The 16,150-nt window shown below is 61.6% G+C and carries 16 protein-coding genes; 7 read left to right on the top strand and 9 right to left on the bottom strand.

The genetic code is table 11. The annotated features are described in order from the left end of the window. Nucleotides 1-154: 154 nt before the first annotated feature. A complete protein-coding gene (locus APH41_RS20625; protein WP_003188840.1) occupies nucleotides 155-436 on the bottom strand; it encodes an HU family DNA-binding protein in 282 nt (93 codons plus the stop codon). A gap of 396 nt (nucleotides 437-832) precedes the next feature. Between APH41_RS20625 and yejK the strand changes: the two genes are divergently transcribed. Together yejK and APH41_RS20615 are read left to right on the top strand one after the other, a co-directional pair. Continuing rightward, entirely contained in the window at nucleotides 833-1,837 is a 1,005-nt protein-coding gene (yejK, locus tag APH41_RS20620; protein WP_003171997.1) for a nucleoid-associated protein YejK, read from the top strand. After that, complete coding sequence (locus APH41_RS20615; protein ID WP_054921114.1) at nucleotides 1,837-2,187, top strand: glutaredoxin family protein; 351 nt, start codon at nucleotides 1,837-1,839, stop codon at nucleotides 2,185-2,187. Before yejK ends, APH41_RS20615 begins: the two co-directional genes overlap by 1 nt. Before the next feature lie 230 nt (nucleotides 2,188-2,417). On the opposite strand, the gene APH41_RS20610 is transcribed toward APH41_RS20615, so the two are convergent. The 5 genes from APH41_RS20610 to APH41_RS20590 are packed head-to-tail and all read right to left on the bottom strand — an operon-like array spanning nucleotide 2,418 to nucleotide 6,177. After that, nucleotides 2,418-3,395 (bottom strand): FecR family protein, encoded by a 978-nt coding sequence (locus tag APH41_RS20610; RefSeq protein WP_054897747.1) that lies wholly within the window; start codon nucleotides 3,393-3,395, stop codon nucleotides 2,418-2,420. Continuing rightward, on the bottom strand, nucleotides 3,392-3,970 hold the full coding sequence (locus APH41_RS20605; protein ID WP_054897746.1) for an RNA polymerase sigma factor: 579 nt from the start codon (nucleotides 3,968-3,970) through the stop codon (nucleotides 3,392-3,394). Before APH41_RS20605 ends, APH41_RS20610 begins: the two co-directional genes overlap by 4 nt. A gap of 7 nt (nucleotides 3,971-3,977) precedes the next feature. Next, nucleotides 3,978-4,304, bottom strand: coding sequence for a DUF3325 domain-containing protein (locus APH41_RS20600; RefSeq protein WP_034128665.1), 327 nt, complete (start codon nucleotides 4,302-4,304; stop codon nucleotides 3,978-3,980). After that, nucleotides 4,304-5,878 carry a PepSY domain-containing protein gene (locus APH41_RS20595; protein ID WP_054921110.1) on the bottom strand — a complete coding sequence of 525 codons (1,575 nt, stop codon included), beginning with the start codon at nucleotides 5,876-5,878 and terminating at the stop codon, nucleotides 4,304-4,306. Before APH41_RS20595 ends, APH41_RS20600 begins: the two co-directional genes overlap by 1 nt. Further along, a complete protein-coding gene (locus APH41_RS20590; protein ID WP_014717062.1) occupies nucleotides 5,875-6,177 on the bottom strand; it encodes a DUF3649 domain-containing protein in 303 nt (100 codons plus the stop codon). Before APH41_RS20590 ends, APH41_RS20595 begins: the two co-directional genes overlap by 4 nt. Nucleotides 6,178-6,348: 171 nt before the next feature. Between APH41_RS20590 and APH41_RS20585 the strand changes: the two genes are divergently transcribed. The 3 genes from APH41_RS20585 (at nucleotide 6,349) to fecA (ending at nucleotide 10,333) form a co-directional block, all read left to right on the top strand. Then, the gene (locus APH41_RS20585) at nucleotides 6,349-6,837 is read left to right on the top strand and encodes a sigma-70 family RNA polymerase sigma factor (RefSeq protein WP_014717061.1); all 489 of its coding nucleotides are present in this window, start codon (nucleotides 6,349-6,351) and stop codon (nucleotides 6,835-6,837) included. Then, a complete protein-coding gene (locus APH41_RS20580) occupies nucleotides 6,834-7,775 on the top strand; it encodes a FecR domain-containing protein (RefSeq protein WP_054897744.1) in 942 nt (313 codons plus the stop codon). The genes APH41_RS20585 and APH41_RS20580 overlap by 4 nt, the downstream gene beginning before the upstream one ends. A 221-nt stretch (nucleotides 7,776-7,996) precedes the next feature. Continuing rightward, nucleotides 7,997-10,333, top strand: a complete 2,337-nt coding sequence (fecA, locus tag APH41_RS20575; RefSeq protein WP_054921107.1) for a TonB-dependent Fe(3+) dicitrate receptor FecA — start codon at nucleotides 7,997-7,999, stop codon at nucleotides 10,331-10,333. Nucleotides 10,334-10,465: 132 nt separating this feature from the next. On the opposite strand, the gene APH41_RS20570 is transcribed toward fecA, so the two are convergent. Further along, nucleotides 10,466-11,338, bottom strand: coding sequence for a LysR family transcriptional regulator (locus tag APH41_RS20570; RefSeq protein WP_054897742.1), 873 nt, complete (start codon nucleotides 11,336-11,338; stop codon nucleotides 10,466-10,468). Nucleotides 11,339-11,442: 104 nt separating this feature from the next. Here APH41_RS20570 and APH41_RS20565 point away from each other — a divergent pair, with 104 nt between their 5' ends. Next, a complete protein-coding gene (locus APH41_RS20565; protein WP_054921104.1) occupies nucleotides 11,443-12,954 on the top strand; it encodes an MFS transporter in 1,512 nt (503 codons plus the stop codon). A 54-nt stretch (nucleotides 12,955-13,008) separates the two neighbouring features. Here APH41_RS20565 and APH41_RS20560 read toward each other — a convergent pair whose 3' ends face one another. After that, nucleotides 13,009-13,419, bottom strand: coding sequence for an HPF/RaiA family ribosome-associated protein (locus APH41_RS20560; RefSeq protein ID WP_003188815.1), 411 nt, complete (start codon nucleotides 13,417-13,419; stop codon nucleotides 13,009-13,011). Between the two features lie 213 nt (nucleotides 13,420-13,632). Further along, nucleotides 13,633-14,580 (bottom strand): LysR substrate-binding domain-containing protein, encoded by a 948-nt coding sequence (locus tag APH41_RS20555; RefSeq protein WP_034128671.1) that lies wholly within the window; start codon nucleotides 14,578-14,580, stop codon nucleotides 13,633-13,635. A gap of 137 nt (nucleotides 14,581-14,717) precedes the next feature. On the opposite strand from APH41_RS20555, the gene APH41_RS20550 reads away from it, so the two are divergent. Further along, nucleotides 14,718-16,094, top strand: a complete 1,377-nt coding sequence (locus APH41_RS20550) for an L-serine ammonia-lyase (protein ID WP_054921101.1) — start codon at nucleotides 14,718-14,720, stop codon at nucleotides 16,092-16,094. Nucleotides 16,095-16,150: the final 56 nt, after the last annotated feature.

The following is a 16,150-nucleotide window of genomic DNA, read 5'->3' as shown; positions in this document are numbered from 1 at the left end:
CGCTGGGCAGCGCAGCGGCCCCAAAATCCTGGGAGCGCTGCGCACTCCAGCGGGAGCAAGCTCCCTCGCCACAATAACCGCGCTCTACAATAAAATCGCAGGCAATAAAAAACCGTGCCCGGATCACTCCGAAGCACGGTTTTTTTGCTGCGTCTTACTTGTTAACAGCGTCGGTCAGGCCTTTAGCCACAACCAGCTTGATAACTTTCTTGGCAGCGATTTCGATGGCAGCGCCAGTCGAAGGGTTACGGCCAGTACGGGCAGGACGCTCGGTCACTTTCAGTTTGCCAACGCCTGGCAGAGTGATTTCGCCGCCATTTTCCAGCTGATCAGCAACAACTTGGCTCAGTTGGTCCAGCAGAGCGCGCACGGTAGTTTTCGGTGCGTCTACTGCTTCAGCCAGGTCAGCGATCAGTTGGTCTTTAGTAATAGCCATTGTGGTGTTCCTTCCCTATCAAATTCATATGGATTGCAGAGTGCAGTGTCAGCCGTCGAGCCCGACCGTCATGGCCTGGCATCCCCGGCCATAACCACGGAGATCGGGGTTATAGATGCTTGAAACGGGGATTGGTTCGACCTGACAAATGCTGAATGCACGCTTAACGCCGAGACTTGGCGTAAGACGGGGCAAAACTAGCACAGAGACGGGGAAATATCCGCCTCAACATACCCATTTGGTCAGCTTTATCGCTCTAAACCGTGAAAAAAAGGCATATGGCCAGTGGGAGGGCGTGCAAAATGCCGTTCGGGGCACGTCTTGACCAATGGGTGCGGTACACTGGGCGACTTTTCGGGGAGGCCAACCGCTCCCCTTCAACCAGCCGAGAAGCCTATGCCGATCCGTCATTGCATCGTCCACCTGATCGACAAAAAACCCGACGGCACACCCGCAGTTCTTCACGCCCGCGACTCGGAGCTGTCCGAGTCCGCCGCCATCGAGAACATGCTTGCCGACCTCAACGAGAGCTACAACGCCAAACAAGGCAAGGCCTGGGGTTTCTTCCATGCCGAGTCCGGCGCGCACCCGTTCAGCGGTTGGTTGAAGGAATACTTTGACGGTGGCCAGGACTTCACCACCTTCAGCCGCACGGCGGTAGAGCACCTGCAAAAGCTGATGGAGGAATCCAACCTCTCCACCGGCGGCCATGTGCTGTTTGCCCATTACCAGCAAGGCATGACCGACTACCTGGCTATCGCCCTGCTGCACCACAGCGAAGGCGTGGCAGTGACCGACGAGCTGGACGTGACGCCCTCGCGTCACCTGGACCTGGGCCAACTGCACCTGGCGGCGCGTATCAACGTCTCCGAGTGGCAGAACAACAAGCAGTCCAAGCAGTACATCTCCTTCATCAAAGGCAAGAACGGCAAGAAGGTCTCGGAGTACTTCCGCGACTTTATCGGCTGCCAGGAAGGCGTGGATGGCCCGGGCGAAACCCGCACCCTGCTCAAGGCGTTCAGTGACTTCGTTGAAAGCGAAGACCTGCCCGACGAGTCCGCCCGCGAGAAAACCAAGACCCTGGTGGACTACGCCAGCAGCCAGGCCAAGCTCGGCGAACCCATGGGCCTGGAAGAGCTCTCCGGGCTGATCGATGAGGATCGGCCAAAAGCCTTCTACGACCATATCCGCAACAAGGATTACGGCCTGTCGCCGGAGATTCCGGCCGACAAACGCACCCTCAACCAGTTCCGCCGCTTCACCGGGCGCGCCGAGGGCCTGTCCATCAGCTTTGAAGCGCACCTGCTGGGCGACAAGATCGAGTACGACGAAGCCGCCGGCACCTTGATCATCAAGGGCCTGCCGACCCAACTGACCGACCAGCTCAAGCGCCGTAACTGATGCTGGGCGGGGTGCTCAAGAAAGTCCTGCTGGTGTTGCTGGTGGTGGTTGCGATCCAGAACTGGGGCAAGGTGGAGCGGCTGTTCAACCCGTCCCAGGTGGCGCCCGAGCACGTACGTGCCTCTGCGCGGGTGGTGCTCTATGCCACCGAGTGGTGTGGGTACTGCAAGCAGATCCGGCGTTTTCTGGACCAGAAGGGTATCCCGTACCAAGCCGTCGATATCGAGAAGGATGCCAAGGCGCGCAAGGCGTATGAGGCGCTGGGCGGTGGCGGGATTCCGTTTGTGGACGTGAACGGCACCTTGATTCGCGACTACAACCCCGAAGCAATCATGGCCGCCCTGAAGTAACACCCAATCAAATGTAGGAGCTGGCTTGCCTGCGATGGCGGTGTAACAGGTTCAATACCTGTGACTGACACACCGCTATCGCAGGCAAGCCAGCTCCCACACAAGTCTGCTCTGCGCATCGAGCTCTGGGGTGTGATTTAAAATTGGCCTCCAGCGACACCATCGCCGAGCGTGTCGAGCTGAGGTATTTCTTGCCTGACAGATTCAGCAGCGAAAACCCCAACGCAGCCCTAGCGCAGCACAATCATGCGGCCCAACAGGCTGTGCTGTTCAAAACCCAGCACCGCTTGCAAGGCGTTCAAGACCGCTACAGGGTCCTGGCTCGGAAAGCTGCCGCTGACGCGTTTTGCGGCCATGTCCTCGTTAAGCAGAAGAATTCGACCGGGGTAATAACGCCTCAGGTCCTCGACCACATCGGCCAGGGGGGCCTTGTAGTAGTTGAGCCAACCCTCGCGCCAGGCCAGGCGTGAGGCGCTGTCGACCCCATGCAAAGGGTCGGCAATACCATCGGCGTAGGCCACTTGCTGGCCTGCTGTCAGCACCTGTTGCTGGCCCTGTTTGGAGGGAGTCACGCCCACACGGCCGGACAGCACAGTGACCTCGGCGCCGTCAGGTTGCAGGCGCACTTCAAACTGAGTTCCCAGTACTCGCGTTTCACCGCCGCTCGCCTCCACCACGAAGGGTTGGCCGGTGTGGGTCACGCTGAAAAAACCTGCACCACGGCGCAATTGGATGTGCCGTTCGCCCTGGCTGAAATCCACGGCGATGGCGCTGTCGGCGTCGAGGGTGACCTTGGATTGATCGGCCAGGGTGAAGGTCTTCACCTCCCCCGGCGCCGTCACATAATCGGCGCCCCACTCATCGACCCAGCGTGACGGCTGCCAACCGACGCCCATCGACACCATCAGCAGCAAGCAGGCGGCGACGGCCAAGGCACCAGACCAACGCGCTACCCGGGAGCGTTTGGAGGCGTTGATCGTGTTGAGGTAGCCCTGCAACGCGAGCGCGTCCTCGTCGGCCAGCTGGCGCGCCGGTACTTCGCTTAATTCCCAGAGCACCTGGGCTTGGGAGTATGCCTCGACGTGTGCGGGATCTGCGCGTAACCAGCGGCTGAACGTGGCCTGGTCGCCGCTGCTGGGCTGGTCATGCAGCAGGCACAACCAATCGAGCGCGGCCTGTTCCTGGGCGGGCGTGGGCGTGACGTTCACGGGGCGTTCCCTGGCGTGCGTGGAGGCGATGGTTCGCGAAGGCTGGCCTTGCAGGCTTCGAGGGCGCGCATCATATGTTTTTCCACGGCGCTTTGGGACAGGCCCATGGCCTTGGCAATTTCGGTGTACTTGCGCCCGTGGATGCGGTTAAGCAGGAAAATCTGGCGGGTGCGCTCGGGCAAGCTGCGCAAGGCGGCTTCCACATGACGCAGATCATTGCCCGCCTCCAGCGCTGCCTGGGGTTCGCAGCCTTGGTGGTCGGATTGTTCCGGTAGCCAGCCTTCGCTGCTGCGCGCCCGTGCGCTTTCGCTGCGCAGGTGGTCGATGGCGATGTTGCCGGCGCAGCGCAGCAGGTAGGTGCTCAGCTCTTCGACCTGCACCAGCGGGCGACGCCAGAAGCGCAGGAACAGATCCTGCACCAGGTCGGCTGCCGTGGCGCGGCAACCCACACGGCGGCTGACCAACGCCTCCATTTGCGAGCGCTGGGACAAAAACACCTGCAGGAAATGCGCGCGTCCACCCGCTGCATCCGGGTGCGGAGTGTCCTGAGAAGATTGCGGTGGTTGGGTCCTCATGGCCGGCTCAAGAGAGGGCGAACGCCGCAACAGGGCTGGCCAGAAGAGCGAGCCCCGCGAGGATCAAGGCCAGCCTCGGCCGATACGGCAACAGCAACACCAGTAGCAAGGCGCTGAGCATCAACACCGCGCACCACTCCACCAGGCCCTGACTCCAACCGGCGCCCAGCACCGATGGCCAGATCGACACGCCCAGCAGCAACCAACCGCCCACCCGCAACCCCAAGCGCCGAATGGGCGTGGGTTTGCTGTGCAGCAGTTCGCCGTGGTGACGGTCGGTGGACAAGCACAGTGCCATGAACCCGGCGTAGCACATCAATAGCGCCAGAAGCATCAGTTGGCCTGCTGCTTGAGTGTTAACCCGCGGGCACGCTCGGCCTTGGGTAGCGGCGCGCTGCGGTGGTGCATCGTCCAGGCTGCCCAGGCGAGGAACACGCCACTCGCCAGGCAGGTGAGGTCGAAGCCGGCCATGGCCCAGTCGCCACTTGGCACGGAGACGCCCAAGTGGTGCGAGGTGGTGATGGCGTTAAGCAATGGAATGGCGGCAAACAATAGCGCGCCGAGGCTCAGTTGCTCGACCCAGCCCTGGCGACCGCGCCGCAGCAAGGCGTGCAACAGGCTCAGGCCCCAGGCGATAAAGAACGCCTGCACTTCCCAGTCCGAACGCTCGGTGAAGCTCACCGGCAGCAGGCGGTTGGCCCAGAAAAACGCTGCAATGGCGATCATCAATCCGGACATGCTGGCGATATTCAGCACCTCCACCAAACGCAGTTCAAAGGGCATCACCGAGGCCTTGGCGTGTTTGAGCTGACGTTTGCCCAGCCAGATCACCAAGCCTGTGCCGATCATCGCCGTGCCCGCCAGGCCGCAGATAAAGTACAGCCAGCGCAGCACCGGGCCGGCGAAATGGCCCATGTGCAAACCGTAGAAACTGCCACCAACGACCGCTGGCAACGATGGCTCGGCACTGGCCCGCAACAGCTCGCCAGTGGTGCCGCTAAACGACAACGTACTGCCCGACGCATGCACTACGCTGTCGGAGCCGGCGCGGAACACATTGACCGAGGCGTTGACATCGCCAGGGTTGTTGACCGCCACACGCCCTACATGACCACCTGCCCACTGCTCCCGCGCCTGCTGGTACATCGGCATCAACGGCAGCAGTTTGCCCGGCTGGCCGAGGGCCGGCGCATTGTCAGTAGCGGGGAACAGCTCACTGAAAAACGCCCGGCTGTCGTCACCGTAGGACGCCACGATGGGCGCGGGCATGACCATGCTCATGAAAATCACCAGGCTGCTGTAGGTGATCATCAGGTGAAACGGCAGCACCAGCACACCCACCGCGTTATGCCCGTCCAGCCAGGAGCGCTGGCCTTTGCGCGGGCGGAAGGTGAAGAAGTCCTTGAAGATTTTCTTGTGGGTGATGATGCCCGTGATCAGCGCGACGAACATCACCATGGCAGCGATGGTCGACAGCCAGCGGCCCCACGGGTAAGGCATTTGCAGTTGGAAGTGGAAGCGATAGAAGAACTCACCGCCCTTGCTTTCCCGGGCCTGCACCGGTTGGCCGGTGACGGGGTCGAGGACTTTCTGGATGAAAGTGCCGCGCTTGCCGGGCTCGACCTTGTCTTGCCACATCACCGACAAGCCGGGGTCGCGGCGGTTCGGCAAGGTAATGAACCAGCGTGCGGCGGTAGGCGCCTGCTGTTGCAGATAGTTTTGCGCGACGGCGAGGCTGCGCTCATTGTCCAGGGGATGGGCCTGCACTTCGGGCTGCATCCAGTGGGTTATTTCATCTTTGAAATAGGCCAGGGTGCCGGTCAGGAAAATCGCGAACAGCAGCCAGCCGAAGATCAAGCCTGCCCAGGTGTGCAGCCAGGCCATGGCCTGGCGAAAGCCCTCTTTCATGTGCGAGCCATCCAAAAACCGATGCCGGCCAGGGTGGCCAAGAGTGCGCTCGGCACCATCACCCCTGCCCAGGCGCGCCATGCCGTGCGGCAGGCAAAACACCAGAGCACCGCCAGCAGGTAGAACACAAAGGAACTCATCATGCCGGTGACCACCGCATCGGCACGGGAGGTGGGCAGCCAGAGCGCCAGGCAAATGGCGGCCAGGGAAGCCATCAGGTAACCGCCAATCACCGCCGCCAGCACGCGCGAGGTGACGGCGAGGCGGTAGGACACGGGCAATGAGGTTTTGCTTTTCATGCGGCAGGCGCCTGGTTCATCAGCGCGCAATATTAATGATAAATATTCTCATAAGCAAAAGAGAACGGATGAATCACCTGCCTTGGCCGATTGCCGAACCTTGTCATGCGCCCTACAATGCGAACAATTCTTGTTCTCTAAAGCATGTCGAATGCTTGTGGAGTGATCGCGTTGCAGCCGTCCAACCCCGTCGAAGTGTTGTACAACGACCATCACCACTGGCTCACCGGCTGGTTGCGACGCAAGCTCGGCTGCCCGGAAAACGCCGCCGACCTGGCTCAGGACACCTTTATCCGCGTGCTCAGTGCCCGGGAAGCGCCAACGCTGATCGAGCCGCGCGCCTTCCTCACCACCGTGGCCAAGCGTGTGCTGTTCAACTTCTACCGCCGCCAGGACCTGGAGCGCGCCTACCTCGAGGCCTTGGCGCAGATGCCCGAACACGTGGCGCCGTCGGAAGAAGACCGCGCAATCATCCTGCAGACCCTGCTGGAACTGGACCAACTGCTCGACGGCTTGCCCAAGCAGGTCAAACGCGCCTTCCTGCTGGCCCAACTCGACGGCCTGACCTACGCGCAAATCGGCGCGCAACTGGGCATCTCCATCGCCACGGTCAAACGCCACCTGACCAAAGCGGCCATGCGCTGCTACTTCGCCCTATGAATGTCTCCAGCCAAGTCGCCGAACAAGCCGTGCACTGGTTGCTGGAAATGCAGCAAGGCGCGCTCAACCCACGCCAACAGGCGGCCTGGCAGCAATGGTTGAATGCCCACAGCGAACACCAACGCGCGTGGGAGCAGATCCAGCGCGTCAACCAACGCCTGCGCGGCGTGCCCTCGCCCCTGGCCCACGCGGCGTTGAACGCGCCCACCTCCACCAGCCGGCGTCAGGCGCTTAAATTGCTGTTGATTCTGGGTGCCGGTTCGGCCGCCGCCTGGAGCCTGCGCCAGCAACATATCTTGCCGCCGTTGACGGCTGACTATCGCAGCCCGGTGGGCCAGCGCCGCACAGTACAACTGGCCGACGGCAGCCAGTTGCAGCTCAACACCGGCAGCGCGGTGGATGTGCATTTCGACGGCCAACAGCGCCTGGTGCGCCTGCTTGAAGGTGAAATCCTGCTCACCGCCCGTGCAGGCCAGGCGCCGTTGCACGTGCTGACCGGCCAGGGCCTGCTCAGCAGCCCGGCGGCGCGCTTGACTGTGCGCCAGTTCAACGACCACACCCAACTGGCGGTACTGGCCGGTCAGGTCGAGGTGATGCCCAACCGCTACAACGGCCTGCCGCTTAGTGTCGACGCCGCGCACCAAGTCAATTTCACCCGCAAAGGCTGGGACACCCCGCGCCCCACCGACGCCAACAGCGGCGCCTGGGCCGACGGCATGCTGGTGGCCGCACACATGCGCCTGGAAGACTTCCTCAATGAATTGGGACGCTACCGTCGCGGCCAGCTCCATTGCGATCCACAAGTCGCCAACCTGCTGCTGTCCGGCAGTTACCCACTGGATGACAGCGAACGCATCCTCGACCTGCTGGAGATCAGCCTGCCGGTGAAAGTACGGCGCTTTACCCGTTATTGGGTGACCGTGCAGGCACGTGCGTGATGCATAGCGCTTTTTGTAGGAGCGAGCTTGCTCGCGAAAAACCTCAACCCACCGCGTTAAACCAGACAACCCGCGTGATCGTTGACGACCTTCGCGAGCAAGCTCGCTCCTACAGTGGGCGGTGAGCTCGAAATATTTTTTGCAGCTGTGAGCCGTTTTCCGCACCTGGCGTGACAGAGAAGGAAAGCCACCTTGATCCTTCCTTCTCAGGACCGCCCTTCATGCCCCAGCACCCGACGCTTCTCGCCCGTACACTGCGCCAACTCCTGCTCGGTGCCAGTCTCAGCCTGACCACACTGCCGGCGGTTATGGCAGCCGACGCCAAGGCGTACCATATCGCCCCGACCACCCTGGAAGCAGCCCTGAATCAATTCGGTCGTGAAGCAGGCGTACTGGTGTCCTTCGGCTCCGCCGTGACGGCAGGGATGCAAAGCCCTGGGTTATCGGGCAGCTACAGCACTGCCGAGGGCCTGCAAAAACTACTGGAGGGCACCGGCCTGCAAGCCCGCGCCGAGGGGGATAACGCCTACAGCCTGCAACCGGCCGGCGCCCCCGCCACACTGGAGTTGCAGACCTCCAACGTGGTCGGCGACTGGCTCGGAGACGCGGCGCAAACCAACGTGTTCGAACACCCCGGCGCCCGAGATGTGATCCGCCGTGAAGAATTCGAACGCCAGGGCGCCACCCAGGCCCGCGATGTGCTCAACCGCATCCCTGGCGTCAACGCCCCGGACAACAACGGCACCGGTAGCCACGACATGGCGCTGAACTTCGGCATTCGCGGGCTCAACCCGCGCCTGGCGTCGCGCTCCACCGTGCTGATGGATGGCATCCCGGTGCCCTTCGCGCCTTACGGCCAGCCGCAACTCTCCTTCGCACCGATCAGCATGGGCAATATGGACGCGGTGGATGTAGTACGTGGCGGCGGTGCGGTGCGCTATGGCCCGCAAAACGTCGGTGGCATCGTCAACTTCGTCACCCGTGCCATCCCGGATGCGCCGACGGTCAAGGGTGGTTTGCAGACCGAGACCAGCCCCTCCTCCAGCCACGACGGCTTCAAGACCACCGGCAACTTGCTGGCTGGCGGCACCGCCGACAATGGGTTGGGTGGCGCGCTGCTGTACTCCGGCACCCGCGGCGGCGACTGGCGCGAAAACAGCAACACGCGCATCGACGACCTGATCCTCAAGGGCAAATACCAGTTGGACGACGCCAATAGCTTCAACGCCATGGCGCAGTACTACGAAGGCCAAGCCGACATGCCGGGCGGTTTGAACGTCAAGGACTACAAGGCTGATCCGTACCAGTCCACCCGCCCGTATGACAAGTTCTGGGGCCGCCGCACGATGTTCAATGTGGGCTATCGCTACGAGCAGGACCGCCGCGAATTCACGGTCAACAGTTTCTTCACCAAGACCCTGCGCAGCGGCTACCTGGACCAAGGCAGCTTCCTGTCGCTGTCGCCACGGGAATATTGGGTACGTGGCCTGGAAACGCGCTTCGCCCAGGGCTTCGACCTCGGCCCCACCAGCCACGAAGTGGGTGTTGGCTACCGCTACATCAATGAAGCCGGCCACGAGCTGCGCTACCGCACGCCGATTGCCGTCAACCAGCAAATCCCCACCACCAACAGCCGCAACGACCGCGACACGCGCGGCGGCACCGAAGCCAATGCGTTCTTCATCGACGACCGCATCGACATCGGCAAGTGGACCATCACCCCAGGCATTCGCTACGAGATGATCGAGTCCCAGCAGACTAACAACCTGAGCAACGTCAAATACAAGGGCGACTACAACACCGCACTGCCAGCGCTGAACGTGCTCTATCACCTCACCGATGATTGGAACCTCTACGCCAACACCGAAGGCTCGTTCGGCAGCGTGCAGTACAGCCAGATGCCCAACCGTGTGAACAGTGGCGAAGTGAAACCGGAAAAAGCCCGCACCTGGGAACTCGGCACGCGCTACGACAACGGCAGCTTGCGCGCAGAAATCGGCGCATTCCTGATCAACTTCGACAACCAGTACGACAGCAACCAGACCAACGACACCGTGATCGCCCGCGGTGAAACTCGCCACCAAGGCATCGAGTCGAGCATCAACTACGCCCTCGACGGCCTGAGCCCCGCACTGGCCGGCTTCGATGTGTACGCCACCTACGCCTATGTGGATGCGACCATCCGCGAAGACGGCCCCAACAAAGGCAACCGCGTGCCCTTCTCCTCCAAGCACAAAGGCACCCTCGGCGTGGGTTACACCGAAGGCCCTTGGAAGCTGAATGTGGACAGCAGTTACCAGAGCAGCCAGTTCGCCGACAACGCCAACACCCAGGCCGAAAGCGCCGACGGTGCCAATGGGCGCATCCCCGGCTACATGCTGTTCAGCAGCCGCGCAGCCTACGATTTCGGCCCGCAGTTGTCGGACTTGAATGTGGCGGTGGGGGTGAAGAACATCTTCAACAAGCAGTACTACACCCGCTCGTTCGATGACAACAACAAGGGCAAGTACGTGGGTGAGCCGCGTACGGTGTATGTACAAACCTCTATCGCGTTCTAACTGTATTTTGTAGGAGCGAGCTTGCTCGCGAAAAACTCACAGGCGCCGCGTTCATTCAGCAAACACGCGTTATCGTTGACGTTTTTCGCGAGCAAGCTCGCTCCTACAGATGGTTTTCAGTATGTTCAGGATCTAACTGCCCGCCAGGCAACTCGGGGTGGCCGCCACCAACGCGTCAATGGCACACCGCGTCTTGGCCGGCATATGCGCCGCCGTCGGCCAGATCACATGGATCGGCGCAGGTTGCTCACGGTAGCTGGGCAGCACGGCCTGCAACTGCCCGCGCAGCGCATAGTGGGCAATCAACCAACTCGGCAACCAGGCCAGGCCTACGCCCGCGATGGCGGCATCGGCTACCGCCTGGAGGTCGTCCACGATCAAGGGCGAAGCCAGGCGCGAGCGCTGCGCGGTGTTGCTGCGGTAGGCAATGCCACGATGAGCGGCCAGGTCTTCGATACTGCCAATAGCACCCTTGCGCTGCAAATACGCCGGCGACGCTGCCAGCCCCATGACCTGCTGACCCAGGCGCCGTGCGCTCAGGCGGTCGGTGTCGGGCAACGGGCCGATGCGCACGGCCATATCGAAGCCCTCCTGCACCAAGTCGATCATGCGGTCGGAAAAACAAAGGTCGATTTCCAGTTCCGGATAACGATCCAGCAAGGCCCACAACGCTGGCGCGGCATAGTGATGCCCAAACGCCAGGGGCACACTCACTCGCAAACGCCCCCGAGGTTGCTGGCGGCCGCTTTCCAACACGGACTCGGCGGCCTCCAGCTCTGCCAATGCGCGCAGGCAATGCTCGTAGTACGCCTGCCCGTCCTCGGTCAACCGCTGGCGCCGGGTGGAACGCTGTAACAGGCACGTGCCCAGGCGCGCCTCCAGACGCGCCAGGCCCTTGCCCACCGCAGAACGCGTGAGGTTCAGGCGTTCGGCGGCTTCGGTGAGGTTGCCGCTTTCAACAATCTGCAGAAAGAGTTCGACACCATCAAAACGTGGGGTAGCCATGCTTAATTGTCGCCCTGTATTCCCTTGTTTGTGGAAAAGTTATCACCAATAAGGAACCTTATTCCCGAGAGAATAGCCCCTCCCGCTTTCGAAAGGAATGTCGTATGCCACGCGCCGCCGCACTCTCGGCCCTCACTCCCCCGCGCACCGCCAGGAACGGCCTGGCCCTCACCGCCGTCTGCTTGGTGGCCCTGATGTTCGGCCTGGAAATCTCCAGCGTGCCGGTCATCCTGCCGACGCTGGAACAGGAACTGGGCACGGGCTTTCAAGACGCCCAATGGATCATGAATGCCTACACCCTGGCCTGCACCAGCGTGCTGATGGCGGCGGGGACCTTGGCGGATCGCTTCGGTCGTCGGCGTGTGCTGGTGGTGTGTCTGTGGGTATTCGCCCTGGCCTCGCTGGCCTGTGGCTTGGCCAACGATGCGCCAACACTGATCGCAGCGCGTTTCGTCCAGGGCATTGGCGCCGGGGCCATGATGATTTGCCAATTTGCGATCTTGTCCCATCAGTTCCGCGAGCCGGCGGCGCGTGCGCGGGCCTTTGCGATATGGGGCGTGATCGCTGGCGTAGGCCTGGGTTTCGGACCGATGGTGGGAGCCATGATCCTGGCCGTGGCGGACTGGCGCTGGGTGTTCCTGGTGCATGTACCGCTGACCCTGTTCACCTTGGCGTTGTTGCACATCAGCGTGCAGGAGTCCCGCGACCCGGCCAACCATCGCCTCGACATCGCCGGCATGCTGACCATGACACTCACGGTGTTTGCGCTGGTTTATTTCATCACCCAGGGCAGCGAAATCGGCTTTGGCGCCCCGGCGATGCTCGGCTGGGCTGGCCTGTCGGTCTTCGGGCTGCTGCTGTTTATCTTGATTGAGCGGCGCAGCGCCCATCCGATGTTCGACTTCTCGGTGTTCCGCATCCAACGTTTCAATGGCGCGTTGATGGGCTCGATCGGCATGAACTTCAGCTTCTGGCCGTTCATGATTTACCTGCCGTTGTACTTCCAGGCGGGCCTGGGTTACGACACGCTGACCACAGGCGCCGCCTTGCTCGCCTACACCTTGCCGACTTTGCTGGTACCGCCGCTGGCCGAACGCCTGGCCCTACGCTTTGGCGCCGAACGCATCATTCCCCTGGGCCTGGGGGTAATGGGCGCAGGGTTCATGGGAATGGCCGCCGTTAATTACGCCGAACAACCCAGCGTGGCGCTGGTGCTGCTCAGTTGCGTGATCGCCGGTATCGGACTGGCGTTGACCAATTCGCCCACTACCAACACCACCACCGGCGCCGTCTCGAATGACCGCGCAGGCATGGCCTCGGGCATCGACTTCAGCGCACGGCTGATCACCCTGGCGATCAATATCGCGCTGATGGGCCTTGTGTTGTTGTTAGGGATCAGCCACAACCTGGCCCATGTGCTGCCTGACAGCACGGCAATGGAGTGGGCAAGCCTCAGCCAGCATATTGCCGCCGGCAAGTTGGATGCCCCGGGGCTGACCATCCTGGATGCGCAAACAGCACTGCGCAGCGGCGCCGGCTGGGCCATGCTGTTTGCGGGGTTGGGCGCCTGCGGGCTGGCGCTGCTGAGCCGGCATTTCTTCCGGCGCGAGCGCTGAACGAAAAACGGGCCTGCATGTGCAGGCCCGTTTTCATTGGGGGAATGGAAAAAATCAGCCGTTAATGGCAGCGTTTTCGTTTTCCAGGAATTCCTCTTCCAAAGCGTCTTCGTTCACTTTGTTGATTGGCTGGTTTTTACCGGCAGCGCGCGGCTTGCCTTGCAGTTTGCCAAACAGATGTTCCAGTGCGTGGTCGAGCTTGACTGCGGCGCCATCGATCGCTTGCTCCAGCGTATCGGCTTTATGGCACACGGAAACTGGTTGATGGCCCTTAGGCCGTGCTTCCAGGCGGCAACTCAAATCGTGAGGGCCGGGCTTGTCGCCGTTCTCGTCTCGCAGGTAGACCTCTACACGGGTCAGGTCTTCTTCGTAGCGTTCGAGCGTGCTCTCAATGGTAGTACGTACCCACTCCTCCAGTCGGATGCTGCTTTCAATATGGTTATCGCTATTGACTTGGATTTGCATAGTTCTTCCCTTATTTCAGCTAGCTCGCCAGAGGTCACAAACTGCAACACCGGGGTGGTGAAACCATGACCTCTTGATTACACAATTGAGCACCTGCTGAAACATTTCAACCCCTTTGCAAAGATAAATCCTACATTACAAATTAACCCTGACGACGAGCAAAAACGCTGGTAGGGTGGGGAGTTAGTTACAACTTCTTACGTTCTGTTTTCCTCACAATTGCCCCTCTCCCAACGGGTGCAAGCTGCGAAAAACCCCCGCTTCCTCCACCAGCCAGTCATGCACCGCACGCACGCCCGGATGGTTCAACGCGCCCGGCGCATACAGCAGCACGTAGCGTTTATGGTTGGGCACGGCCAGGCCGAACGGCACGATCAAGGTGCCGCGCTCCAGCTCATCGTTCAGCAAGGTGCGCCGCGCAATCGCCACGCCCATGCCGGCGATGGCGGCTTCGATAGTCAGATGATTGCGGTTGAAGGTGTGCCCGCGCCGTACGTCGGCACCGTGGTAGCCGATGGCATTGAGGTAAAACTCCCATTCGGCATATTCATAACTCCCACGCCAGGCCGTGATGTCGTGCAGCAGCGGGAAATGGGCCAGGTCCGCCGGGCCATGCAAGGGTGGGCGGCCACGCAACAGGCTGGGGGCGCACACCGGGAATATCTGTTCGTCCAACAGGGCTGTGGATAACAAGCCAGGGTAGCTGCCGTCGTTGAGGTCGATGGCCAGGTCGAAGTCGCCTTCATGCAGGGCGATGCTGCTGTCTTCGGCGACCATGCGCAGTTGAATGTCCGGAAAGCGCTGCTGAAAACGTGGCAGACGCGGGGTCAGCCACTTGCCCAGAAACGAGGGAATAGAACGCAGGCGCAAGGTGCCGCTGATCATCCCGGCGTCCAGGCGCTGCAGTTCGGCATCAATGCTGCCATAAGCCTCACCCACCACGGCCGCCAGGCGCTGCCCCTCGGCGCTGAGTTCAACGCCTCGCGCACGCCGATGAAACAGTCGAAAGCCCAGGCGCTCTTCTAGCTGGCGAATTTGTTGGCTCACCGCTCCCGGCGTGATGTGCAGTTCCTCGGCGCAGCGGGTGAACGATAGATGCCGCGCAGCGCAGGAAAACACATGCAGCCAGACATAGGTCTGGCCATGGAGGGGGCGAGTCATAGCGTTTAGTCCTGCTAAAGGGTGTCTTAGGATAATTCGTTGGTCAGTACCGATCCAGAGGCTCAGTATCGCGCCAATTCCGCCTGCTCTACAAAACATGGCAGCGATTTCTACTCCATTGCTTGTAAGGCTTTAGCATGGCTATCAGTGTTTTCGATCTATTCAAGGTGGGCATCGGCCCTTCCAGCTCCCACACCGTTGGCCCGATGCGCGCTGCCGCGACATTCGCCCAAGCCCTGACCGACCTGCATTTGCTCAGCCAAACCCGTCGCGTCGAAGTGCGCCTGTATGGCTCGCTGTCCGCTACCGGTGTCGGCCATGCCACCGACCGCGCCTGTGCCATGGGCTTGATGGGCGAATGGCCAGATCGCGTCGACCCCACCTCGATCAATGCGCGTATCCAGCAACTGCGCGAGTCCGGCCAATTGCTGCTGGCGGGCTCTCAGGCAATTACTTTCAACTGGCACACCGACTTGCTGCTGCTGGACGAAAGCCTGCCGTACCACCCCAACGCCATGTCCTTGCACGCCTATGGCGACAGCGGCCTGCTGAGCGAACAAACCTATTACTCGGTGGGCGGTGGTTTCATCATCGAAGCCGCCGAAGCTGCATCAGGCATTGCGCCGACCAGCGACGTGCAATTGCCCTACGACTTTTCCAGCGCCGTAGAACTGCTGGCCTTGTGCAACAAGCACGGCCTGCGGGTATCCGAGCTGATGATGGCCAACGAACGGGCGTGGCGCAGCGATGAAGAGATCCGCAGCGGCCTGCTGCATATCTGGTCGGTGATGCGCGAATGCGTGGAACAGGGCCTGCGCGATGAAGGCATCCTGCCCGGCGGCCTGGACGTACCGCGCAGGGCGGCGAAACTGCATCGCAGCCTGCTGGAAATCGGCAAACCCAATGTGATCACCTCGACCTTGTCGGCGATGGAATGGGTCAACCTGTTCGCCCTCGCCGTCAACGAAGAAAACGCCGCCGGCGGGCGCATGGTCACCGCCCCGACCAATGGCGCGGCCGGAATTATCCCGGCAGTGCTGCATTACTACATGAAATTCAACGCCGACGCGTCTGACGACGACGTGGTCAATTTCTTCCTGGCCGCCGCTGCCGTCGGTATCCTCTGCAAGAAAAACGCCTCCATCTCCGGCGCCGAAGTCGGCTGCCAGGGCGAAGTGGGCTCGGCCTGTGCCATGGCCGCCGCAGGCCTGGCCGATATCCTCGGTGCCACCCCGGAGCAACTGGAAAACGCTGCCGAAATCGGCCTGGAACACAACCTCGGCCTGACCTGCGACCCGGTCGGTGGCCTGGTGCAGGTGCCGTGCATCGAGCGCAATGCCATTGCGGCGGTCAAGGCGATCAACGCCACGCAGATGGCCCTGCGCGGCGACGGCAAACACTTCATCTCCCTCGACCGGGTCATCCGCACCATGCGCGATACCGGCGCCGATATGCATGACAAATACAAAGAAACTTCACGGGGCGGCCTGGCGGTCAGCTGGGTGGAGTGCTGATCGGAGCACTGCTACCCGCCCCAACGTGAGCCCGCGCAAAAATAATAACGAGGCAA

The organism is Pseudomonas sp. NBRC 111138, assembly GCF_001320835.1.
GTDB lineage: Bacteria > Pseudomonadota > Gammaproteobacteria > Pseudomonadales > Pseudomonadaceae > Aquipseudomonas > Aquipseudomonas paracarnis.
Note: the sequence above shows the minus strand (reverse complement) of the source record. Positions and strands in the feature narration are given on the sequence as shown.